Source organism: Dyella sp. NPDC103356, assembly GCF_055584465.1.
Genome location: NZ_JBVJLZ010000002.1, coordinates 13,761 through 37,483, shown reverse-complemented (window position 1 = coordinate 37,483; position 23,723 = coordinate 13,761). Strand labels below are relative to the sequence as shown.

The 23,723-nt window shown below is 64.1% G+C and carries 13 protein-coding genes and 1 tRNA gene; 4 read left to right on the top strand and 10 right to left on the bottom strand.

From position 1 onward, the window contains the following. Positions 1-115: 115 nt before the first annotated feature. The 8 genes from ACZ6WW_RS03725 to ACZ6WW_RS03690 form a co-directional block, all read right to left on the bottom strand. A tRNA-Ser gene (locus ACZ6WW_RS03725) sits at positions 116-208 on the bottom strand. Between the two features lie 75 nt (positions 209-283). Next, positions 284-490: a carbon storage regulator CsrA gene (gene csrA / locus ACZ6WW_RS03720; RefSeq protein WP_281852782.1), complete on the bottom strand. Its 207-nt coding sequence runs from the start codon at positions 488-490 to the stop codon at positions 284-286. A 256-nt stretch (positions 491-746) separates the two neighbouring features. Next, the gene (gene alaS / locus ACZ6WW_RS03715; protein ID WP_465273038.1) at positions 747-3,392 is read right to left on the bottom strand and encodes an alanine--tRNA ligase; all 2,646 of its coding nucleotides are present in this window, start codon (positions 3,390-3,392) and stop codon (positions 747-749) included. Between the two features lie 56 nt (positions 3,393-3,448). After that, a complete protein-coding gene (locus tag ACZ6WW_RS03710) occupies positions 3,449-3,952 on the bottom strand; it encodes a regulatory protein RecX (protein WP_465273037.1) in 504 nt (167 codons plus the stop codon). A gap of 191 nt (positions 3,953-4,143) precedes the next feature. Then, positions 4,144-5,190, bottom strand: a complete 1,047-nt coding sequence (recA, locus tag ACZ6WW_RS03705) for a recombinase RecA (protein ID WP_281852778.1) — start codon at positions 5,188-5,190, stop codon at positions 4,144-4,146. Between the two features lie 110 nt (positions 5,191-5,300). Beyond that, entirely contained in the window at positions 5,301-5,843 is a 543-nt protein-coding gene (locus ACZ6WW_RS03700; protein WP_281852777.1) for a CinA family protein, read from the bottom strand. Positions 5,844-5,956: 113 nt separating this feature from the next. Beyond that, positions 5,957-12,925, bottom strand: a complete 6,969-nt coding sequence (locus ACZ6WW_RS03695; RefSeq protein ID WP_465273036.1) for an ESPR-type extended signal peptide-containing protein — start codon at positions 12,923-12,925, stop codon at positions 5,957-5,959. A gap of 189 nt (positions 12,926-13,114) precedes the next feature. Continuing rightward, positions 13,115-15,100, bottom strand: coding sequence for a S8 family peptidase (locus tag ACZ6WW_RS03690; protein WP_465273035.1), 1,986 nt, complete (start codon positions 15,098-15,100; stop codon positions 13,115-13,117). A gap of 225 nt (positions 15,101-15,325) precedes the next feature. On the opposite strand from ACZ6WW_RS03690, the gene ACZ6WW_RS03685 reads away from it, so the two are divergent. Both ACZ6WW_RS03685 and ACZ6WW_RS03680 read left to right on the top strand, forming a co-directional pair. Next, the gene (locus ACZ6WW_RS03685; protein WP_465273034.1) at positions 15,326-17,134 is read left to right on the top strand and encodes a hybrid sensor histidine kinase/response regulator; all 1,809 of its coding nucleotides are present in this window, start codon (positions 15,326-15,328) and stop codon (positions 17,132-17,134) included. Positions 17,135-17,197: 63 nt separating this feature from the next. Next, a complete protein-coding gene (locus tag ACZ6WW_RS03680) occupies positions 17,198-17,737 on the top strand; it encodes a DUF2058 domain-containing protein (protein ID WP_281852771.1) in 540 nt (179 codons plus the stop codon). 188 nt (positions 17,738-17,925) lie between these two features. Here ACZ6WW_RS03680 and ACZ6WW_RS03675 read toward each other — a convergent pair whose 3' ends face one another. After that, positions 17,926-18,630 carry a response regulator transcription factor gene (locus ACZ6WW_RS03675; protein WP_465273033.1) on the bottom strand — a complete coding sequence of 235 codons (705 nt, stop codon included), beginning with the start codon at positions 18,628-18,630 and terminating at the stop codon, positions 17,926-17,928. Positions 18,631-19,054: 424 nt separating this feature from the next. Here ACZ6WW_RS03675 and mutS point away from each other — a divergent pair, with 424 nt between their 5' ends. Both mutS and ACZ6WW_RS03665 read left to right on the top strand, forming a co-directional pair. Next, positions 19,055-21,631 carry a DNA mismatch repair protein MutS gene (mutS, locus tag ACZ6WW_RS03670; RefSeq protein ID WP_465273032.1) on the top strand — a complete coding sequence of 859 codons (2,577 nt, stop codon included), beginning with the start codon at positions 19,055-19,057 and terminating at the stop codon, positions 21,629-21,631. A gap of 152 nt (positions 21,632-21,783) precedes the next feature. Further along, a complete protein-coding gene (locus ACZ6WW_RS03665; protein ID WP_465273031.1) occupies positions 21,784-23,223 on the top strand; it encodes a catalase in 1,440 nt (479 codons plus the stop codon). Positions 23,224-23,286: 63 nt separating this feature from the next. Here the strand turns inward: ACZ6WW_RS03665 and ACZ6WW_RS03660 are convergent, their stop codons facing one another. Further along, on the bottom strand, positions 23,287-23,697 hold the full coding sequence (locus tag ACZ6WW_RS03660; RefSeq protein WP_465273030.1) for an RNA-binding S4 domain-containing protein: 411 nt from the start codon (positions 23,695-23,697) through the stop codon (positions 23,287-23,289). Positions 23,698-23,723 lie beyond the last annotated feature (26 nt).

The window sequence follows — 23,723 nt, the reverse complement described above, 5'->3', positions numbered from 1 at the left end:
AGCCGATGGCCCGAAGGGTGAGGCGCAGGATGCGCCGAATAACCCGGGAGGGTGCGAGATAACATCTCTCTCCGCCAGATACGCAAAAAGCCCCTTGCGGGGCTTTTTGCGTATCTGGCGGAGAGAGAGGGATTCGAACCCTCGATAAGGCTTTTGACCCTATACTCCCTTAGCAGGGGAGCCCCTTCGGCCTCTCGGGCATCTCTCCGTTTTTGTTCCGCATCTCTGCGGAGCCGGCAAGGATACTAAACCGGCGCGGTCGAGGTAAAGCTTTTAATGTATGTCAGCGCTCACCTGTGTCACCGGAAGGACCACCTTCGGGATCGTGTTCGTTCTTGATCCGCTGGTAAATCTCTTCGCGATGCACGGCTACGTTTTTGGGCGCGTTGATGCCGATACGCACCTGGTTGCCCTTCACGCCCAAAACGGTGACGGTCACCTCGTCACCGATCATCAAGGTTTCGCCGACCCTACGGGTCAGAATCAACATGTTTGCCACTCCATGAATGCTATGGTCACAGGCCAGCCACCTGCGATGCCTCACCCCTGAGCATCACCGCTGGTAGTTCGACGATTACGACCGTCGAAGGCCCACTGCCTTCCCCGGCGCAACGAGGCGGCGCGTTCCGGGTTAAAGACGCTTCGCCTCGTTGGCCCCACCGCTACCGGCGGGACCAACATTCAAACGATACTAGCCGAGCGGAAGTACCGTGCGCAATGCGTACGGGCCGGTGTAAACCGGCCGTTCACGCTTTGGCGCTACTCAAACGGGCACCGATCCAGTCAGGCAAACCTGCTAGAAGTGCCGGCAATTGTGCCGAATCGTTACCGCCACCCTGGGCCATATCCGGCCGGCCGCCGCCCTTGCCTTCGATCTGCGCGGCTACGTGGGCAACCACGTCACCTGCCTTGATCCGCCCCATGGCACTGCCATGCACGCCCGCTACGAGCGACACACGGCCATCGGCGGCACCGGCCAAAAGTACTACGCAGTCGGCAAGCTGCTGCTTGAGCTGGTCGACACTGTCGCGCAGGGCCTTGGCATCGAAGCCCTCCAAGCGGGCCGAAACGACGCGGATGCCGTCCACGTTCTTCGCCGAGGCGGCCAGGTCCGCGGTGGCCGAACCGGCCGCCTTGGAGCGCAGGGATTCCAGCTCGCGCTCCAGCTTTTTCTGCTTGTCGAAGACCTGGCGCAGCTTCTCCACGGCGTCATCGCCACTGCTGGACAGCAGCTGCGACAGCTCGCCCAGGCGGCGCTCCTCCTCGGCCACATAGGCCAACGCACCCGCACCGGTGACCGCTTCGATCCGGCGCACGCCGGAGGCGACGCCGGACTCACTGACGATCTTGAACAAGCCGATGTCGCCGGTACGGCCCACATGCGTACCACCGCAAAGTTCGGTGGAGAAATCGCCCATCTTCAACACACGCACTTCATCGCCATACTTTTCGCCGAACAGCGCGATGGCGCCGAAGTCGATCGCTTCGTCGTAGCCCATGTGATGGATTTCGGCGGCATCGTTGTGGCGGACTTCTTCGTTGACCATCGCCTCGATCTGCGCGAGTTCGTCGCGGCTGAGCGGCTTGAAGTGCGAGAAGTCGAATCGCAGACGCTCGGGCGCGACTTCCGAGCCCTTCTGCGCGACGTGTTCGCCCAGCAGCTTGCGCAAGGCCGAATGCAGCAGATGCGTGGCCGAATGATTGAGCACGATCGCCTGGCGGCGATCGGCGTCCACATGCGACGCGACCTCGTCGCCCACGCGCAGCGGCTGGCCGCCATGCCACTGGCCGGCATGACCAAAGAACACGCCGCCCATCTTCAGCGTATCGCCTACGTCGAAGCGGCCCGCCGTACTGACCAGCGTACCGATATCGCCCACCTGACCGCCGGACTGTGCGTAGAACGGTGTGCGATCGAGAATCACCAGCGCGTCTTCGCCATCGTTCAACTGATCGAACTGCTTGCCGTCGCGCACGATGCCGACGACCTTGCCGCCCTGCGTACTCAGTGCGTCGTAGCCGAGAAATTCGGTGGGCTTGAGCTGGCTGGCGAGCTCGGCAGGCATCAAGCCCTTGGCCTGGAAGTTACTGCCCTTGCGGCCGCGTTCCTTCTGCTCTTCCATGGCCTGCTCGAAACCGACCATGTCGACATCGAGGCCGCGTTCGCGCGCGATATCGGCGGTAAGGTCAACGGGAAAGCCGTAGGTGTCGTACAGGCGGAAGGCGTCGGCACCGGGAATGGTCTTGCCCGACTTGCCGGCCACCTCGTCGAACACGCGCATGCCGTGCTCGAGCGTTTCGCCGAAGCGCTGCTCTTCGGTACGCAAGGCCTCTTCGACGAAGCGCTGCTTGGCAGCCAATTCCGGATAGGCCTCGCCCATTTCCTCGACCAGCGGCTGCACCATCTTCCAGAAGAAATCGCCACGCACACCGAGCATCCAGCCATGACGCAAGGCGCGACGGATGATACGGCGCAGCACATAGCCACGGCCTTCGTTGGACGGCAGCACGCCGTCGACGATCAGGAACGAGCAGGCGCGGATGTGATCGGCGATCACGCGCAGCGACTTGTTGCCGATATCGGCGGTGCTGGTGAGCTCGGCGGCGACCTTGATCAGGTGCGCGAACAGGTCGATCTCGTAGTTGGAATGCACGTGCTGCAGCACGGCCGCCAGGCGTTCCAGCCCCATGCCGGTATCGACGCAGGGCGCCGGCAGCGGCGACAGCGTGCCGTCCGGCGCACGGTCGAACTGCATGAACACCAGGTTCCAGATTTCGATGTAACGGTCGCCGTCTTCATCCGGCGAGCCGGGTGGGCCACCGGCGATCTCCGCGCCGTGGTCGTAGAAGATTTCCGTGCAAGGACCGCAGGGGCCGGTGTCGGCCATCTGCCAGAAGTTGTCCGAGGCGAACGGCGCACCCTTGTTGTCGCCAATGCGCACGATGCGCTCGGCCGGAATGCCGACCTGCTTGTTCCAGATATCGAAGGCTTCGTCATCGGTGTGATAGACGGTGACCCACAGCTTTTCTTTCGGCAGCTTGAAGACGTCGGTCAGCAGTTCCCAGGCGAAGGCAATCGCGTCGCGCTTGAAGTAGTCGCCGAACGACCAGTTGCCGAGCATTTCGAAGAACGTGTGGTGGCGGGCGGTGTAGCCCACGGCATCGAGGTCGTTGTGCTTGCCGCCGGCACGCAGGCAGCGCTGGACGTCGGCCGCGCGCACATAGGACAGCTTTTCGCTGCCCAGAAACACGTTCTTGAACTGCACCATGCCCGAGTTGGTGAACAACAGGGTCGGATCGCTGGAGGGAACCAGCGAGCTGGACGGCACGATGGTATGGCCTTTGGAACGGAAGTAATCGAGGAAAGCGGAGCGGATTTCAGCGGTTTTCATGGATTCGTGGCGTCAAGCTGCGGGGACACGCCATTCGAACGCTCCAGCTTCGAGGATCAGTCGTCTCCGTCGGCTGCGTCGTCCACTTCGGCGTGGGTAACACTCCGTACTGTGGCGGCGGAAAAGCCTCTGCGCAAGAGAAATTGCGCCCGTTTGGCCCGCTCCGACGGGTCCACCGGGGGTTTTGTGCCGTAGCGCCGATGCAATTGGGTCACCGCCGAGGCATTCCAGTCGACCTCGGCCTGATCGAGGCATTCGCGGATACGCGTATCGGACAGGCCGTGGCTCTTGAGCTCCGCGCGCAGGCGCTGCGGGCCGTAGCCCTGTCCCACCCGGCTGCGCACCAGCACTTCGGCGAAGCGGTCGTCGTCCTGGTACTGCTGCTCGCCCAGGCGGTCGAGCGCGGCACCGGCTTCGTCGCCCTCGTAGCCGCCCTGGCGCAGCTTCAGGCCCAGTTCGCGACGCGAGTGTTCGCGGCGCGCCAACAGGCCCAGCGCCTTGTCGTAGGCGCTGCGCTTGGGCTTTTTGTCGTCGGGGTTGTCGGGGCGGCGTTTGGGCATGCGAAGCGCTAATGTTTTTCGAAACCCATCCAAGCCGTCATTCCGGCGTAGGCCGGAACCCAGTGGCATCGGTTGCCAGTTGTCGCGAAGACCGAGCTCTTACGACACTGGGTTCCGGCCTACGCCGGAATGACGAGCCAAAAACGGGGCCACGTCCTAATTTGACGCGGCCACTGTCGTAAGACGATGAATCAAACCTCTTCGAGCGCCTCTTCCGAAGCGGCCGAGGCCGCCGGCGAGGCACCCTTGCCGTTGGTCAGCAGGCGCACGCGCAGCTCGGCGTCGATCTCGTTGGCGATGGCCGGGTTGTCGCGCAGGAACTGGCGGACGTTTTCCTTGCCCTGGCCGATGCGATCGCCCTTGTAGCTGTACCAGGCGCCGGACTTGTCGATCAGGTTCTGGGCCACGCCCAGCTCGATGATCTCGCCCTCGCGCGAGGTACCCTCGCCGTAGAGGATCTCGAACTCGGCCTGGCGGAACGGCGGCGCGACCTTGTTCTTGACCACCTTGACGCGGGTTTCCGAACCGATCACCTCGTCGCCCTTCTTCACCGCGCCGATGCGGCGGATATCCAGGCGCACCGAAGCGTAGAACTTCAGCGCGTTACCACCGGTGGTGGTTTCCGGGCTGCCGAACATCACGCCGATCTTCATGCGGATCTGGTTGATGAAGATCACCAGGCAGTTGGACTTCTTGATATTGGCGGTGAGCTTGCGCAGCGCCTGGCTCATCAGGCGGGCATGCAGGCCGACGTGGGAGTCGCCCATCTCGCCTTCGATTTCGGCCTTGGGCGTCAGCGCGGCGACCGAGTCGACCACGACCATGTCCACGGCGCCCGAACGCACCAGCATGTCGGCGATTTCAAGCGCCTGTTCACCGGTGTCGGGCTGGGAGATCAGCAGATCGGCCACATTGACGCCGAGCTTTTCAGCATAGGTCGGGTCGAGCGCATGCTCGGCGTCGACGAAGGCCGCCGTGCCGCCGTTCTTCTGGCAGTTGGCGATGGCCTGCAGGGTCAGGGTGGTCTTGCCCGAGGACTCAGGGCCGTAGATTTCGACCACGCGGCCACGCGGCAGGCCGCCGATGCCCAAGGCAATGTCCAGGCCCAGCGAACCGGTGGATACGGTTTCGATGGCCTCGTCGGCGCGGTCGCCCAGACGCATCACGGCACCCTTGCCGAACTGCTTTTCGATCTGGCTGAGGGCGGAAGTGAGCGCCTTGCGCTTGTTGTCATCCATCGTCTTGAATCCCGGTTTGGCTGTGAATGAAATGCATGATGCCCGTGTCATGTCTCACGGGCTGCGATCTGATCAGGTGAAGTTCGAGTATCCCACACCGGTCAAGTCGGTCAGGACTTTCCCGGTCCATGCGTCAGCATCTCGAGCATGCCGCTCAAAGCGGCCGCAACTGTCTGACGCCGCACCGCTTCCCGGTCGCCGGGGAAATGAAAAAGCTGCGCACGCGGATAGCCGCCGCGACACTTCCAGCTGATCCAGACGGTGCCGACTGGCTTGTCGACCGTGCCGCCGCTGGGGCCGGCGATGCCGGTAACCGCCACGGCGATGCCGGCGCCAAAGCGCGACAGGGCTCCGGAGACCATTTCCAGCGCGGTTTCTTCGCTGACCGCCCCGGTGCGTTCGAGCGTGCGCGGGTTGACGCCCAGCAGTGCCTGCTTGGCTTCGTAGCTATAGGTGACCACGCCGGCGTCGAACCAGGCCGAGCTGCCCGCCAGGTCGGTCAACACCTTGGCGATCCAGCCGCCGGTGCATGACTCGGCGGTCACCGCCATCATGCGCCGCAACTGGACGGCGGCAGCGACCTCGCGAGCCAGGCGATTGAGCTCGGCATCGTTCGGGCCATGGATATCTTGGGTCGTAGTAGAGGCGTCCATCGAGGGCTTTCTACTCTTTCGCCCGCGCGCCGCCAAGACTTGACGGCAAGAGCTTGCGCCCACCTGCACGGACCGGCGGCGCGCGCCGCCGGCCCGTTTACCTCATCTAATGCTTACCAGCTGAACCCACCGCCCAGGCCCACGCTGCTTTCCGACCCCGATGCCGAAGCGCCGATCGAAATGCTGGCGTGGTTATTGGCGAAGGCCCGCTGATAGCCCACCGACAAGGCGGACTGACCACCGTAGTTGCCCACGCCCACCCCGACGCGGTTGTTTCCAGCCAGGCCCGAGGTGTTGGCAGCCATCTGCGCCATCGCCGTACCCATGGCACCGACGCGATCCAGGCGCTGGTTGACGCTATGGAACTGATCGGAAACCTGGTTGCGGAAGTTATCGAAATCGCTGCTGCTGACCATGCCGGCCACCTTGGCGTCGGTGTATGCCTGCGCCGAGCTCAAGGTGGTGCGATCACCCGCATCGGAATAGGTCTTGGCGGTTTGCAGAGCGTCGTTGACCTGACCAACCGTGCTGGCATCGGTCGCCGCTGTACCCGCCGCGACGTTGGTGACGCGGCGGGTACCCCCGGTCGTGCTGGCTGCCGACACGGTGGTTGCATCGCCACTGGCCAGCGGTGCGGCCGCCTGCGCCGGGCTGGCCGCGGCTACCGGTGCAGCGGCAGCCGCTGCCGTGATCGCACCGCCAGAAGCCGATGCATTGGCCGGTGCCTGTGGTGCTATCGCCGCCTTGGCGGTAGTCGCCAGTACGTGACCTCCGTTCTGCGGATCGCCCGTGCCGACCTTGCCACCGCCGGTCCCGCCCGAACCATTGGTACCACCTCCGTTCTGCAACTGCGCGACGTCGTTCTGCAACTGGTTGATGCTTTGCAGCGCGCCGGTCAACACGCCATCGACCGCATGGAACGCAGCGCCAACGTTGTTGTAGCTCGAGCCCTGGATGCTGTACGACGGACCGACAAAGCCGCCGGGCGTCATCATCGCGCCGCCGCCCATCGCCGCGGCAACGTCTTCGCCCAGCGCGGAGTACTCCGCACCCACCACACCGTTGACGTTGGCGACGGCATGATTCAACTGGCTGAGATTGACCGCATCGGTGTTCTGCGTGCCCGCAGCCACATTGGCGATCTGGCGCTCGCTACCGACGCTGCCCACCGACACCGTATTGGCCCGATCGGCCACCGAACCGGCACCGAGCGCAACGCTGTTGACCGCCGATGCATTGGCGTTGGCGCCCAAGGCCATGCTGTTCTGCTGCGAAGCCCAGGCCGAATCGCCCAATGCGACTGCTTCGGGGCCATAGGTGCCGCCAGCACCGTCTCCCGTCTGCGACTTGTTGCCGATCGCGATGCTGTTCTCGCCCTGCGCATAAGAACCGGCACCGATAGCGACAGCGTTGTCACCGATCGACTGGGCCTGGAAGCCCACTGCCGTACTGTTGGTCCAATAGGCGTGCGAGAGATAACCCAGCGCCGTGTCGCCATCGTTTTCCGAACGGGCCAGCGCACCGACAGCCGTTGCACCCGTACCGAACGTGCGCGCCGCCGCACCCACGCTCACACCTTGCGCACCGGCACCGGCGAAGTAGCCGATCGCCGTACCGTAGTCCTGATAGTCGTATGCCGCCGCGCCGACTACGGTCGAACCGGTACCCATGGCGAATGCATTGCTGCCGCTCAAGGTATCCACCCCACCAATGGCAACACTGTCGACACCCGCGGCGTTGGCCGCCGTGCCCATCGCGATGCCGAACTGGCCGCTGGCCTGTGCCTGGTAACCGACGGCCGCGGCATAGTCCGCGCTCGCGTGGCTATACGCACCGACCGACAACGCACCTTGTCCGGACGCCCCACTCTGGAAGCCCACCGACGTCGATTGCACGCCGGACGCCTGAGCAAGATTGCCCACCGCCGTGGATGCATCGTTCGCCTGCGCACCGCCGCCGACCGCCGTTGCATACGTGCCTGCGGTCGTCGATTGCAGTACCGGATTGCCGTTCGGATCGAGTACCGGGTTGCCAGTCACCGGATCGATCTGCACGCTCTGCCCACCGAGCGCCGTCGACGACTCGCCGTTGGCTTGCGCACCCGCACCGTAGGCCGCCGAATGCACGCCCGATGCGCTCGCACCGTAACCGCTGGCTGTCGCGTAGTCGGCGTTGGTGTTCGCACCGCTACCCAAGGCCGATGCACCGACACCTTGCGCAATCGCACCCGCACCGACGGCCGTGCTGTTGTCGTCGAATGCGACCGAACCCGAACCGTAGGCCGAGCTTTCCTTGCCATTGGCTATCGCGTTCGAACCGGCTGCCACGCTGTTGTCGCCGATCGCCGCCGCATCGTCGCTGCCATCGCCCGCGCCAGTGGCTTGCAGATAGTGCGAAGCCGATGCGGTAGATGCCGCCAGGGCGTTCAACTGATTCACGTTGACCGCATCGGTACCTTGCGTGCCGGCCGCCACATTGGTGATCTGACGTTCGTTGCCGACGCTGCCCACCGACACGCTGTTCGCACGATCGGCCACCGACAGCGCACCGAGCGCCACCGAATTGGCGCCGTCGGCCTGGCTTGCCGTGCCCAATGCCGTGGTATTGGCACCGGTCGCCCAGGCACCTGCGCCGAAGGCCGCCGACTGCGCACCGCTGGCATTGGTACCGCGGATCAGCGTCGGGCCATCGTAGATGCCACCAACAGCCACCGACGATTGCGTCAACGCACTCGACAGCGCACCGATGGCGATGCTGTGGAAACCATTGGCATAGGCAAATGGACCGATCGCGATCGCGTTCTGATCGCCTGCATGCGCGAACGAACCGAACACCACCGAATTGGCCGCACCCGCGGCCACCGAAGCATCCACACCCATGGCGATCGAACTACCCGCACCATCGCCGATGCTGGTGAAGAAACCCGCGGCAATGCTGTTGTAGTTGTTGGTGCCGACCACCGATGCGCCGCCGATAGCAATCGAGTTATCGGAACCGGCCACCGAATTGGCACCGATGGCCGTACTTGCCGCACCGTTGGCCGATGTCGCCGAGCCGATCGCCACAGCACCGCTACCGATCGCCTGTGCATTCGCGCCGAATGCCGCACTGCTGCCGCCTGACGCCACCGAGCCGTAACCCGCCGCCGTCGCATAATCGGCTGCCGTGTTGGCGCCGCTACCGATGGCGGACGAACCGACACCCTGCGCAATCGCGCCCGCGCCCACCGCCGTACTGTTGTCGTCGAACGCCACCGCACCCGCGCCGAACGCACTGCTTTCCGTGCCATTGGCGATAGCGTTGGCGCCGGCCGCCACGCTGTGTTCGCCGGTGGCCGAGGCATCGTCGCTACCGTCGGCCGCGCCATTGGCATTGAAGTAATGCGATGCCGAAGCTGTCTGCTGCGTGAGCGCATCGAGCTGGCTGACGTTCACCGCGTCGGTCGCTTCCGTACCCGCGCCGACATTGGTGATCTGCCGAGTAAAGGGCTCGTGCACCACGCCGTTGCGATCCACCCATTCCTGCGACGCACCGACCGACACCGTGTTGTCGCGCACGGTCATGGAATTGGTGCCCAACGCTACCGAGTTGGTGTTGTTCGCGTAGGCATTGGTACCCAGTGCGACCGCGCCATCGAACACCGCGGTGCTGTGCGAACCGATCGAAATGGTGTCGGCCTCATCCGTGCCCGATTGGTAACCCAGCGCGATGGAGTTGTTGCCATAGGCCGTCGCTTCGCCACCAACACCCGTCGAGTTGACGCCGTAGCCGATCGCGAACTCGCCCAGGGCCGTGGCATTTTCCTGATACGCCGATGCACTCCAACCCACCGCGGTGCCCTGCGTACCGCCCGACGCCGCCAGCAGACCGACAGCCGTGCCGTAGTCGCGCGCATACGCCGCCGCACCGATGGATGTCGCGCCATAACCCAGCGCCTGCGTGTGCAGGAAAGCGGCACCGCCGGGGATGCCGTGCAAGATGTTGGCCTGACCACCGATCGCCAGGCTCGATTCGCCGGTCGCCTCGCTCTTGTAACCGATGGCACCGGAGTAATCAGCCGACGCTTGTGAGGACGCACCAAAAGCGAGTGCCTGGTTGCCCAGGGCTTGCGCGTTCGCACCGACCGCCGTGGCAAAGGTATTGCCTGCTTGCGCCTGACTGCCATAGGCGGTGGTGTTGTTCGCTGCCGCCACGCTGCCATAACCACCTGCGGTCGTATCGTCGCCATTGGTGGCCGCGCCGCTACCAAACGCCGACGCACGCTCGCCCTGCGCGGTCGCGTTCGCGCCCACCGCCGTACTGTTGTCGGCGATCGCTGCCGTATTGGCGCCGACAGCCGTACTTTCGTTGCCGTTGGCCACGGCGTTGACACCATTGGCGGTGGCGCTACTGCCGAATGCAGCGGCATTCGCACCTGTCACGGTGCCGCCTTCCTGAGTCGCTTGCGAGTTGCCGCCGACGACCGTGCTGTTGGCAGCCGAAGCGGTGGTGTACGCGCCGACCGTGGTGCTGTTGTCGCCGAGGCTGCTGGCGGCCAGGCCGACCGCGGTCGATTGTTCTCCGGCACCGTAACTGGCTGTGCCGATAGCGGTGGAACTGTCGGCCTGCGCAAAGGCACCGGCGCCAACCGCGGTCGACAGCTGCCCCTCCGCGGCCGAGCCCGAACCGATAGCGGAGCTGAAAACGGCGGTGGCCTGCGAAGCACCACCGATGGCGGTGGCATTGTCGCCGGAGGCCGTCGAGGCCGAACCGAACGCGGACGACTGATAACCGGAGGCCGTGCTGATCCAGCCGCTGGCGGTCGAGAGATCTCCGGTGGCAAAGGCACCCGCACCGAAGGCCGCCGCACCCAGGCCGCTGGCCTGCGCGCTGACCAGGCCCAACGCCGCACCACCGACCGCGACGCTCTCCTCGCCGGTGGCCTGTGCGCCGTAGCCATTTGCCACCGAGAAATTGCCCGAGGCATCGGCCAGGGAGCCGGTGGCTACCGAGCGCGTGCCCGAAGCGAGTGCCGCCGTACCCAGTGCGGCACTCAGATCTCCCGTCGCTTGCGCACTGGGACCTACTGCCGTTGCGGCCATGCCGCTGGCCAGTGCCGGGCCGACCGCCTGACCGGTCGCGGTATAGACGATCAGCGGGTTGCCATCGGCATCCACCGCCTGGCCACCGATCGCCACCGCGCTGCTGCCGCTGGCTTGCGCACCGGCGCCATAAGCCGCTGCATTGATCGAACTTGCCGCCGCGCCATAGCCCGTCGCCGTAGCGTAGTTGCCGTTGGTGGCCGCGCCGCTACCCAGCGCAGTGGAACCGACGCCCTGCGCGATCGCATTCGCACCGGTCGCCGTACTGTTGTCGTCGAACGCTACCGAGTTGGCGCCATAGGCTGCGCTTTCGTTGCCATTGGCGATGGCGTTGGCGCCGGTCGCCGTGCTGTCGTTGCCGAATGCCGAAGAGCCTTCGCCCGTTGCCGTGCTGTTGCTGCCGGTGGCCTGACTGAAGGCGCCGATGGCGGTCGCGTTCTGATTACCGGCCAGCGCCTGGCCACCAACGGCGGTGCCGTTGGTCGCGTCGCTGCCGTCGTTGAGGTTGACCGCCGTAGCGCCGCTGCCGAGCGCCGAAGAAAAATCGCCCTGTGCCGCCGCTGCCGAACCGACCGCAGTCGCCTGCGTCCCGGTGGCATGCGATTGCGCACCGAGCGCGGTGCCACCCAGGCCGCTAGCGAACGCGGTCTGACCCAGCGCCGTGCTCAGATTGCCGCTAGCCTGGCTGTTGATGCCGATCGAGGTGGCGCCATCGGCCAACGCCCATGCGCCGGACCCGAGCGCCACGCTGCCTTGCCCGGTGCTGGAACTGTTGTCGCCGATGGCCAGCGAGTTAGCGCCTGTTGCGGTGGCAAACTGCCCCATGGCAATCGATTCCTCGCCATCGGACCAACTGTCAGGACCCAGGGCCATGCTGTTGACGCCTGCGGCATAGGCTCCCGTGCCCATCGCCAGTGTGTTGTCGCCGGAAGCGCGCGCCGAATTGCCGATTGCCGTGGACTGGTCGCCCACCGCGGAGGCGAACGTACCGATGGCCGTAGCACCCACATTGTTAGCCAGCGCGCCACCGCCCAACGCCATGGCGAAGTTGTCGGTCGCCTGCGCGCCGTCGCCTAGCGCGGTAGCTTCCTGGCCTTTGGCGGTCGCCTGGTTACCGACAGCGGTCGCGCCCTGCTTGCGCGCCACGGCCTTGTTGCCGATCGCCACCGAATCCTTGCCGAATGCCTTGGCATCGGGACCGGCGGCCACGGATTTCTTGCCCGTCGCCGACGCATCATCGCTGCCATCGGCCGCACCATTGGCGGAGAAGTAATGTGCAGCCGACGAAGTTGCGTCGGCCAGTGTGTTCAATTGATCGACGTTCACCGCGTCGGTGCCCTTGGTACCGGCGGCGACGTTGGTGATCTGACGTTCATTGCCGGCACTGCCGACCGACACCGTGTTGGCGCGGTTGGCTACGGAACCTGCGCCGAGCGCCACGCTGTTCTTGGCCGTGCTCTGGCTGTCGGCGCCCAGCGCCATGCTGTTGGCTGCGCGCGCATCGGCGCTATCGCCGAGTGCCACCGCATCCTTGCCCGCCGCAGCACTCTGCGTGCCCAGCGCGACCGCACCCTGCCCGCTTGCATTGGCGCCGTAGCCGCCGATGGCGAGCGAATCGGTGCCCGACGCGGTGGAAGCGTTGCCACCGGCAAAACTGTAGTCACCCGCCGCCTGCGTATCCGAACCGATAGCGGTGGACGATTGTCCTGATGCATTGGCGCTGTCGCCCAGCGCGGTCGCCGATTTGTCCGGCTTGGCTTTTTGCGTGGTCTTGGCTTGAGTCGTCGCAGCTTTAGCGGGTTGCGCTGCATCGGCAGCCAATGCCGGCTGTGCCAGAACGGCAGCAGCGGCCAGCAGCGTCGAGGCCATGAGCGTTCGTGCTACAACACCGGCGCGCGTGCGGCGTGCCGTACCGCCCTTGCCGTTCGCCCTGGCCATCTCGGATGCCACAACGAGCATCCCCAGCGACTTGCTCCATACCTTGCTGTAAATCTTGTTCATGACATTCCCCTTAGCTCACTGCGCGCGCCGCAGCAGTGATGCGTTGAATTGAGCGCTCGCGCGACACTCGCCTTCGGGCCACCACTTCGAAGCGGCCCGCTGCGTCATCGCTGCGTACTGGTGTCGGTCAAGCCAGGTGGCCGCGCGATCGCTCCCGTCGATCGCGCGGCCGGTGTTGCTTACGAGCTATTACGGAGACACGAAGGTCGCCTGTACCGAGACGTTGCTGAAGTCGGCTACGCCAGAGACCAGCAGGTAGTAGGTTCCAGCGGCCGGTACCGCATACACGGCCGATTCGCTGTTGCCCACATGCACCGACGACTTGTCGAAGCTGCTGGTGGTCGGCACATCGCCGTTCTTCACATACAGCGATACGTCGCCAGTGCCGCCGAAGGTGCGCAGTACCAATGCGTGTGCACCGGCTGGCACGTCGATCTTGTACAGCTTCGTATCGCCGGCGTTGCCACTGACTACGACCGCGGCACCATTGGTCAGCGCGGTGGCATCGCCGCCGGGACCGCCAGGATTGCCATCGTTACCCAATGCCTTGTTGACCGCGGCGGCGGCATCGATGATGCCCGCACCGAGGGTCTGGTCCGGCGTACTGGGGAAACTACGTGCAGTGGAGGTGATCAGCGTGCGCACATCGGCCGGGCTCAATGCCGGCAGGCTGGCGGCCTTCAAGGCGCTTATCACCAGCGCGATGGTGCCGGTGACATGGGGCGTGGCCTGCGAAGTACCCGCGTAGCCGCCATAGGTGTAGCCGCTCTCGTCCGGCACGGTGGTGCCATCGTTGATCGCCGACCATACGAAGCCGGCCTGTACCTGTGTGCCGCTGGACGCGTCGTTGGCGTAGATGCCGCCGCCCGGCGAGGCGACCGCGATGCCCGAGCCGAAGTTGGAGTAGAACGCACGCTTGCCGGAGATACCGATCGCACCGACGGCAATGGCACCCGGGCAACTGGCCGGCGAGAAACCGGACACGTCGGCATTGTTGTTACCGGCAGCCACGACCACCACGGTGCCGCGGCTGTTGGCGTCGGCAATCGCTTGGCCGAGCACGTCGGTGGCCGAGCAGCTGCCGCCACCACCCAGGCTCATGTTGATGAGCTGCGCGGGATTCTGGTTGTCCGGCACACCGTCGACATGGCCGCCCGAGGCCCATTCGATGGCATCGGCAATATCGGAGTTGAAGCCGCCGCAATGGCCGAGCACACGCACCGGCAACACCTTCGCGTTGAATGCGGAACCGGCCATGCCGGTACCGTTGTTGGTCAACTCGGCCACCGTGCCCGACACATGCGTGCCGTGCCAGGAGCTGTCCTCGGCCGGATGGGTCGCATCCACGCAACCGCCGTTGGTGGCCAGATACTCGTCACCGGTGGTCCAGTCGCCGGTGTCCCAGCCGCCCGCGGCGCGATCGTCGGTAGAGCGACCGGAAACGAAACCGCTGCTGATGAAGTCGTAGCCGGCATCGCCCAGCGAGGTATCGATATCCGGATGATGGGTCAGGCCGGTATCGAGGACCGCCACAGTCACGCCGGTGCCATCGGCGAGGTCCCAGGCCGCGGCGACATCCGCGCCGCCCTTGTTGGGGTAGCTGGAACTGTCGCCACCGATCTTTTCGCTGGTGCCGTCACCGGCGCGCAGATGCCACTGATAGGCCGCGTAGTACTGGTCGTTCGGCGTGAACGCCGTCGGTGCCAGCATCGCCGACGCACGCGTGTCGCGAATGGCGCGCAGCATCACGTCCGGCTCCACGTGAGCCACGTTCGGATCGGCTGCCAGTTGCTGCATCAGCGAGACCGCTTCGGCGCGGCTCAACTTGCGCGAGATGCTCACCAGATCGGCACCGATGGCCAGCTTGCGCTGGTAAACGGCATTGACAGTACTTGTGCGCACGGAGGCCTTGCCAGCCGCCGCGCGCGTCACCAGACCGGCACGCCCGATGGCTGCACTGACCGCTTGCGTGGCTGCGGCGTGGTCGCGGCGCTGGGTCGAGCCGTCGCGGTAGGTGATGATGAAACGATCGTATGAACCGTTCTCCTGCATCGCACTGGCGTTGATACGCGCCGACAGCGGCGCTGCGACATCGGCCGCGAAAGACGCCTGGCTGCCCAAAGCCAGTGCCAAAACCGCAGCCAATGCATTCAATTTGAAAGCTTTCGTGTTCAAGGCAACCTCTCCCCAAGAAAGACAGTGATCTCGCCGACTCGTTTGTCGACAACCGTCATGTGGCGGTCATCGCCTTTTCGAAATTAGTGAGTACCGATATCGCTCGTCACGCACGAGTTCTTCGCTAAACTCACCAAAAGTCACCGCGGCATTCGGACGGCCAGCCGTCCAATGACAGGGGCACGTCGAACCGCGGCGTACAGGCGAGCTTGGGCAGGGGGATGTATGTGGCAACGCCTTATCGGGTGGCTCAAGCGGCTGCCCATCGACGATCCGGTCGATCTGCGCAATGCATTCTTCATGCAGTTGCTGATGATCTACGAAGGATGCGAAATCCCGCTCAACAAGCTGTACCTGCTTTGCTACAACGCCACCTATGCCTTGCTTCGCCAGGGCAATATCGCCGCCTGGCCTCGCTTTGCGCTGGAAATCGACCTGGGTACCGACCTGGTCATCACGCTTTCGGCATGGTTCGGTTTCTACTTGTTGCGTCGCGGGCGCTTCCGCCCTGCCGTCGCGCAGTTCCTGGCCGTGCTGTTGCTTTCTTCGGCCATTGCCTACAGCACCTTCGGCTACGTGGCCTGGCCGCACGATCTGGTGGCGATCGTTGCGTTGGCGCTGGGTGGCTTGATGCTCGGCCGCACTGCACTGTGGAGCATCTACGGTATCGTGATGCTGGTCTTCGTGGCTGGGATGACCCGCGACCAGTTTCGCCAGACGCATTCGTTGCAGCCGTTGCTGGCCTCGTACGACGGATTGATCTCGCTGGCCTTGAGCTACCTTCTGGTGGTGATCATTCTCGACCGAAGCACCAGCGCGCTGCGCAGCAGCCTGGAGGAGTCGAACCTGCAACGACGCCAGCTGCAACACGAGATGATCGAGCGGGAGCATGCGCAGGAACAGCTGCTGCACGCACAGAAGATGGACGCCGTGGGCCGCCTTACCAGCGGCATCGCGCACGACTTCAACAATGTGCTGGGGATCATTCTCGGCTTCAGCATGGAACGGCATCGGCTCAACGAGCCCGACGCCGCCCTCAATGCCGACACGCAGGCATTGGCCGATGCGCTCGAAGGCGTGGAGATGGCGGCGCGACGGGGTGCCTCGATCAGCGGCAAGCTGCTGAACTTTTCGCGCCACGATGTGACCCATATCGAAACCTTCGACGCAGACGAAGCCTTGCGCGAACTGGTGCCCTTGCTGCGCCAGCTGCTGCCGCCGGACATACGGCTGCTGATCGAATCGTCGCCGTTGCCGCTACCGATCAGTTTCGATCGCAGCCAGTTCGAACTGGCCATACTCAATATCGCCTCCAATGCACGCGATGCCATGCCCGACGGCGGCAGTTTCACCATCTGCGCCACGCGTCATGCCCCGGCGGCCATCAGCATCACGCTCAGCGACACCGGTGCGGGCATGTCCGAATCGGTTCGCCGACGCATCTTCGAGCCGTTCTTCACCACCAAACCCGCGGACAGTGGCACCGGTCTGGGCCTTTCCGTGGTGTATGCGTTGATCGAACGCGCCGGTGGCTCGATCGATGTCGACAGCTCGCCCGGCCATGGAACGAGCCTGACCTTGATCCTGCCGATAAGCGAGCCGGCCACGGTAGCTCCCCGCACGCAACTGGTGGAGGCGCGTCAACGCGTGCGCGTGCTGTTGATCGATGATGACGAAGATCTGCGCACCCTGCTTGCCAACGCGCTTGAGCAAGGCGGCTGCGACGTGTGCATGGCAGCCTCCGGCAACGAGGCCGAATGGCTCGTGCAGACGGCGCGACATGCGCCGCAGATCATCGTCTGCGACAACCGCATGCCTGATACCGACGGCATCACCTTGCTCAGGAAACTGCGCGCACACCTGCCGGGCGTGCCGGTCATCCTGATTTCCGCCTACCTGGAAAGCGACGGGCAACCGTTTCGCAATGAGGACGATTTCACCGAGCGGCTACCCAAGCCGTTTGCGCCCAGCCATTTGCTGGCGCGCGTGTTGAAGGTCGCCGGGGAAAGAGCAGTGATCAGGAGTGAGGAGTGAGTCGCGACCGTCCCTCCAGCGGTACAATGCCCGCGTCAAAATCAACGCCCGACTCGTATTCATATGCGCAATCCCCTGCAAGAACAGCTACTTAAAGCGGGCCTGGTCAAAAAGGGCAAGGTCGCCCAGGTGGTGCGCGAACAGACCAAGCAACGCGAGGGAAAAGCGCCGGTCTCGGCTGACGCGGAGCGTATCGATGCCCAGCGCGTACAGGCCGAACGGGCCGAGCGCGATCGTGCGATTGCCGCCGAGCGCAACGCGCAGGCACATGCCAAGGAACTGCGCGCGCAGATCCGCCAGATCGTGGAAACCAACAAGGTCAAACGCGAAGGCGAGATCGACTACCGTTTTTCCGACGGCAACGCGATCAAGAGCCTGCTGGTCAACGATGCGCTACGCAAGCAGTTGGCGGCTGGCGCGCTGGTGATTGCGCGTCACGACGCGGGCTACGAACTGCTGCCCCGCGCCGCGGCAGACAAGGTCTATGCGCGCGACGCGTCGATGATCGTGCTGGACCATGGCCGCGCGAGTACCGCCGACAGCACTAGCGAAGACGACGAGTATTACAAGCAGTTCCAGGTGCCGGACGACCTGACCTGGTGAGTAACTCGGGGAATGAGTGAGTGCCGAGCTTTTCTCTATCCGCTCGCTACTCTTCACTCATCTCAAATAACCTCAGTTTTCATGGTCGCCCCGGCGAACGCCGGGGCCCAGCGCCTTCAACACGTTGCAGCGTAAGGCGCTGGATTCCGGCTTTCGCCGGGACGACGGGTAGGAAAGGCTTTTTAGTCCTACACCCGCACCATCACATACCCCTCGCGATGCACCGCATTCAACGGCAGCGGCTCACCAAGCACGGTCAAGACCTTCTTGCGCAAACGGTGAATCAGCGAGTCGAGACGATGCGGGTCGAAGTCGTACGCATCGGCGGTAAATAGCGCAATCAACTCCTCGCGCGAAATCACCCGGTTGATGTTCTTCAGGAACTTGTCCATCAGGCGCCCCTCCGTCTTGGTCAACGCCGCCGTGCCACCCGCCGGAGAGATCAGACACCAGCCGTCGGCACCCAGACGCCAACCCCGGGTCAGGGATTCGGGCAAGGTGCAGGCGCTACGCAGCCGCCGCGCCAGACTGAAAAGCGTCGCGCCCAACACATCCAGATCGATCGGCTTGGCCAGATAGGCATCGGCACCTTCGCTGAGGCCCCGCACGCGATCGGTTTTGCGACCGCGGCCGGTCAGCATGACGATGCCGATCTCGGATGTATCGCGGCGCAACTGCCGCGTCACGTCGAAGCCATCGGCATCGGGCAGACCCACGTCAAGCAGCACGATATCGGGACGACGACGGCGCAATTGATCGGGCAGATCCGCCGCCTGGCCGATCGCGACGACGTCGAAACCGAACTGCCGCAGCCGCGGCACCAGGACACGATCACGCAATAAATCGTCGTCTTCGAGCACCAGCACGTGCATCGCCGGAGGTACAGCCTCCATCGGCGGCACGGTCGAAGAAGATAAGGGCACAGACGCAAGCATCGTCGCACAGCCTCCCAGCAGTGGCGGAAATGCTCCGGTGCTTCGATGCACCGGATCCAACGCGCGAGGAGCCCCCTACCCGCAGCTTCACGAGATTGCGCCCGCCCCAGGAGGCCGTCAAGCTTGCGCTGCGCTTTCGTGACCGACATCACTCACGTAATTTGTTACGTCATATTTGGCTATTCAAATCGGTTTTCCACGAGTTAAATCGACTTTTGACCGACGTTTGCGCCGGCCAGGGTGGCAGGTTCTAACGCATGCCCTACGACTGCCCGAGCGGCACGGCAACCTGGCAAGGCTGGAGATAAAAGCCGGTCCAGCGCACAATCGCTCGTTCCGCGCGGCGCTGCCGTGCCTGCCTTCAAGACAAGCCAAGCGCTCGATGGATAGACCAGACCACGCCGCCCACACCCCCTTCATGCGCCAGTACCTGTCGGCCAAGGCCGAGCACCCGGACGTGCTGCTGTTTTTCCGGATGGGCGATTTTTACGAGCTGTTCTACGACGATGCGCGCAAGGCCGCGCGGTTGCTGGATATCACACTGACCCAGCGCGGTCAGTCGGCCGGGCAACCGATTCCGATGGCCGGCGTGCCTTATCACGCCGCCGAAAACTATCTGGCCCGGCTGGTACGGCTGGGCGAGTCGGTGGCGATCTGCGAGCAGATCGGCGACCCGGCCTTGTCCAAGGGGCCGGTCGAACGCAAAGTGGTACGCATCGTCACTCCCGGTACGGTGACCGATGCTGCGTTGCTGGAAGAACGCCGCGACAACCTGTTGCTGGCCATCGCCGCCGGCGCGCAAGGCGCTTACGGGCTGGCCTGGGCGGATCTTTCCAGTGGCCGCTTTCTGCTGAGCGAAGTGCCGACCGCCGAAGCCCTGGCCGCGGAGCTGGCGCGCCTGCAGCCGGCCGAAACCCTGGTCAGCGAAGACATCGCCTGGCCTCGCCTGGTCACCGCCCTACCCGGCGTGCGCAAGCGCCCGCCGTGGCATTTCGACGGCGACGCGGCGCGACGCGAACTCAATCGTTTCTTCGGCACGCGCGGCCTCGATGGCTTTGGCGTCGACAACCTGCCGCTGGCGATTGCCGCTGCCGGCTGCCTGCTGGGCTATGTCGAAGAGACGCAGAAAAGCGCACTACCGCATCTTTCGGGCATGGCGGTGGAAAGCGCCAGCGAAACGATCGCGCTGGACGCGGCCACGCGCCGCAACCTGGAGCTGGACACGCACCCGAGCGGCCGCGTCGAACACACCCTGCTCGGCGTACTCGACGAGACGGTGACGCCGATGGGTGCACGCCTGCTCCGCCGCTGGCTCAATCGTCCCTTGCGTTCGCAGGACATCTTGCGCCGCCGCCATCAGGCGGTGGGCATGCTGATCGAGAATCGCCATTACGAAAACCTGCGCGAACCGTTACGCGGTATCGGCGATCTCGAACGCATCCTGGCTCGCGTGGCGCTGCGTTCCGCACGTCCACGCGATCTTTCCACCTTGCGCGACGGTCTGGCTGCCGCACCCAACTTGCGTGAGCGGATCGCCACGCTCGACAGTCCGCTCTTGCACACACTGGTGGAGAGCATCGGCGACCACGCCGATATCGCTGCCCTGCTGGTGCGCGCCGTGGTGGAACAGCCACCGGTCCTGCAGCGCGACGGCGGCGTGATCGCCGATGGCTACGACGCGGAGCTGGACGAGCTGCGTCGCCTGGCCACCAACGCCGACCAGTATCTGGTCGAGATGGAAGAACGCGAAAAAGCCGCCAGCGGCATCAGTACGCTGAAAGTCGGCTACAACCGCGTGCACGGCTACTACATCGAAATCAGCAAGGGGCAGGCCGACAAGGCACCGACGCATTACACGCGCCGGCAGACCACCAAGAACGCCGAACGCTACATCACCGAAGAGTTGAAAACCTTCGAAGACAAGGTGCTTTCGGCCAAGGAACGCTCGCTGATGCGCGAGCGCGCGCTGTACGAAGCGCTGCTCGACAGCCTGATCGAAAAACTCGAACCGCTCAAAGCCGCTGCATCCGCCATGGCCGCGCTCGACGTGCTTGCCACGCTGGCCGAGCGCGCGGCGTCGCTGGATTGGAGCGAGCCAAAGCTGATCGATGCGCCCGGCATCGCCATCGAGCGCGGTCGCCACCCGGTCGTCGAAAAAGTTCGCGACGAACCCTTCGAGCCGAACGATCTCAAGCTCGACAACGAGCGCCGCATGTTGGTGATCACCGGCCCGAACATGGGCGGTAAGTCGACCTATATGCGCCAGAACGCGTTGATCGTGCTGCTCGCGCATATCGGCAGCTACGTGCCGGCCAGCAGCGCCACGATCGGCCCGGTCGATCGCATCTTCACGCGTATCGGCGCCGGCGATGACCTGTCGCGTGGCCAGTCCACCTTCATGGTGGAAATGAGCGAGACGGCGAACATTCTTCATAACGCCACCGAACACAGCCTGGTGCTGATGGACGAAGTCGGTCGCGGCACCAGCACTTACGATGGCCTGGCGCTCGCCCGCGCCGCGGCGGTACATCTGGCTGCGGCCAGTCGCGCCTACACCTTGTTTGCGACGCATTACTTCGAACTGACCGAGCTGGCCACCGAGTATTCGACCATCGCCAACGTGCATCTGGATGCAGTGGAGTACGGCGAACAGTTGGTCTTCATGCACGCGGTCAAGGAAGGGCCCGCCAATCGCAGTTTCGGTTTGCAGGTAGCGGCGCTGGCCGGTTTGCCAAAGAGTGTGATTGCCGATGCTCGGCGCACCCTGGCCGAGCTTGAACGCGGCATGCATGCGCATGTGGCGAAGCCGGCCGCGTCGACCGATGCATCGCCGCAGCTGGGTTTGTTTGCTGCTGCGCCTTCGGTTGTCGAGCGCGCGCTGGAAGATATCGACCCGGATGCACTGTCGCCGCGTGAGGCGCTTGAGGCGCTTTATCGGTTGAAGCATTTGAAGGGTTGAGGGGAGATCGTCCCTCAACCCCATAATAGGCATCGCCTATGAAGAGCATCAAATCAATCAAATTCCACTAGTCGGCAAACCTCCGTAGATTCCATCCAGGCAGGGCATCGTCAGCCCACTCCCCACACGCCCAGCCAGGATGAAATCAGCCCATGAGCGACCGTAAAACGCTTACTACCGACTCCGGTGCTCCGGTGCCGGACAATCAGAACAGCCTCACCGCCGGTCCCCGCGGCCCGCTGCTGGTGCAAGACCACCAGTTGTTCGAGAAGCATGCCCATTTCAATCGCGAGCGCATTCCCGAACGCGTCGTTCATGCCAAGGGCTCGGCTGCATTCGGCACGCTGACCATCACGCATGACATCACCCGTTACAGCCTGGCCAAGGTGTTCAAGCCGGGCAGCAAGACGCCGCTGCTGTTGCGCTTTTCCACCGTGGCGGGTGAGCGCGGCGCGGCCGATGCCGAGCGCGACGTGCGCGGTTTCGCCTTGAAGTTCTATACCGAACAAGGCAACTGGGATCTGGTCGGCAACAACACGCCGGTGTTCTTCGTGCGCGATCCTTACAAATTCCCCGATTTCATCCACACCCAGAAACGCGACCCGCGCACCAATATGCGCAGCGCCACGGCCATGTGGGATTTCTGGTCGTTATCGCCCGAGTCGCTGCATCAGGTCACCACCTTGATGAGCGATCGCGGCCTCCCCGCCAGCCTGCGCCATATGCACGGCTTCGGCAGCCACACCTATAGCTTCTGGAACGAACAAGGCGAGCGTTACTGGGTGAAGTTCCACTTCAAGACCCAGCAAGGCATCAAGAACTGGACCAACGAGGAAGCGGCCAAGATCATCGGCGAAGACCGTGAGTCACATCAGCGCGACCTGTACGAAGCCATCGAGCGCAAGGAGTTCCCGCGCTGGACCATGTATGTGCAGGTGATGCCCGAAGCCGATGCGGAGAAAACCCGCTACAACCCGTTCGATCTCACCAAGGTCTGGCCGCACAAGGACTATCCGCTGATCGAAGTGGGCGTAATGGAGCTCAACCAGAACCCGGAGAACTATCACGCCGAGGTCGAGCAATCGAGTTTCTCGCCAGCCAACGTGGTGCCCGGTATCAGCCACAGCCCGGACAAGATGCTGCAGTTCCGCATCTTTTCCTATGCCGACGCAGCGCGTTATCGCCTGGGCGTCAATCATGATGCGCTACCGGTCAATCGCCCGCGCTGTCCGGTGCACAACTATGCCCGCGACGGTCAGATGCGCTTTGACGGCAACGGTGGTGGCAGCGTCAATTACGAGCCCAATTCGTTCAACGGTCCGGTACAGGATGCCTCGGCCAAAGAACCACCGTTGAAGATTTCGGGCGATGCCGATCGCTACGACCACCGGGAAGGCAACGATGACTACACTCAGGCCGGCGATCTATTCCGCCTGATGAACGAGCACCAGAAGCAACAGCTGTTCGGCAATATTGCGGCCGCCATGCAGGGCGTGCCGGAAACCATTGTTCGCCGTCAGCTGGGGCATTTTGGCAAGGCCGACCCGGCCTATGCAGCAGGCGTGGCCAAGGCGCTCGGCCTGACGTTGTAAAACGCTCCACCCGCATTCCCCGCGCATCGTGAGTCAGCAGCCCACGATGCGCGGGGTTTTGCGTCAGCCCTGATCCTGATCCTTGAAGCGCATGAGCTGCCGCCGTTCCTGCTTGTTCGGTCGTGAGGGCGGGCGCAACAAGCCGCCGTTGCGTGTGCCGCGCTCGGCACGGGCGACTTCGCGGGCCGCGATGCTGGCTTCGCTCTCACGATAGAGTGTCTGCGCGATCGATGCCGGGCCACGTTGCGCGGACAAGGCGAGCACTTCGACTTCGAGGCGTTCCTCGCCACGGCTGATCTTCAGCGTGTCGCCGACATGCAACGTCTTGGCCGGCTTGCAGCCGGCACCGTTCACATCGATCTTGCCGCCCTCGATCGCCTGCTTGGCGATGCTGCGCGTCTTGAAGAAGCGGGCGGCCCATAACCATTGGTCGGCACGCACCTGGGTTGGCGGGTTGGCGTGATCTGTCAACATGGGCGCATTATCCCGTATATCGATTC

Coding starts and splice junctions, on each gene's coding strand:
- csrA (WP_281852782.1), bottom strand. CDS start 490: ATGTTGATTCTGACCCGTAGGGTCGGCGAAACCTTGATGATCGGTGAC.
- alaS (WP_465273038.1), bottom strand. CDS start 3,392: ATGAAAACCGCTGAAATCCGCTCCGCTTTCCTCGATTACTTCCGTTCC.
- ACZ6WW_RS03710 (WP_465273037.1), bottom strand. CDS start 3,952: ATGCCCAAACGCCGCCCCGACAACCCCGACGACAAAAAGCCCAAGCGC.
- recA (WP_281852778.1), bottom strand. CDS start 5,190: ATGGATGACAACAAGCGCAAGGCGCTCACTTCCGCCCTCAGCCAGATC.
- ACZ6WW_RS03700 (WP_281852777.1), bottom strand. CDS start 5,843: ATGGACGCCTCTACTACGACCCAAGATATCCATGGCCCGAACGATGCC.
- ACZ6WW_RS03695 (WP_465273036.1), bottom strand. CDS start 12,925: ATGAACAAGATTTACAGCAAGGTATGGAGCAAGTCGCTGGGGATGCTC.
- ACZ6WW_RS03685 (WP_465273034.1), top strand. CDS start 15,326: ATGTGGCAACGCCTTATCGGGTGGCTCAAGCGGCTGCCCATCGACGAT.
- ACZ6WW_RS03680 (WP_281852771.1), top strand. CDS start 17,198: ATGCGCAATCCCCTGCAAGAACAGCTACTTAAAGCGGGCCTGGTCAAA.
- ACZ6WW_RS03675 (WP_465273033.1), bottom strand. CDS start 18,630: ATGGAGGCTGTACCTCCGGCGATGCACGTGCTGGTGCTCGAAGACGAC.
- mutS (WP_465273032.1), top strand. CDS start 19,055: ATGGATAGACCAGACCACGCCGCCCACACCCCCTTCATGCGCCAGTAC.
- ACZ6WW_RS03665 (WP_465273031.1), top strand. CDS start 21,784: ATGAGCGACCGTAAAACGCTTACTACCGACTCCGGTGCTCCGGTGCCG.
- ACZ6WW_RS03660 (WP_465273030.1), bottom strand. CDS start 23,697: ATGTTGACAGATCACGCCAACCCGCCAACCCAGGTGCGTGCCGACCAA.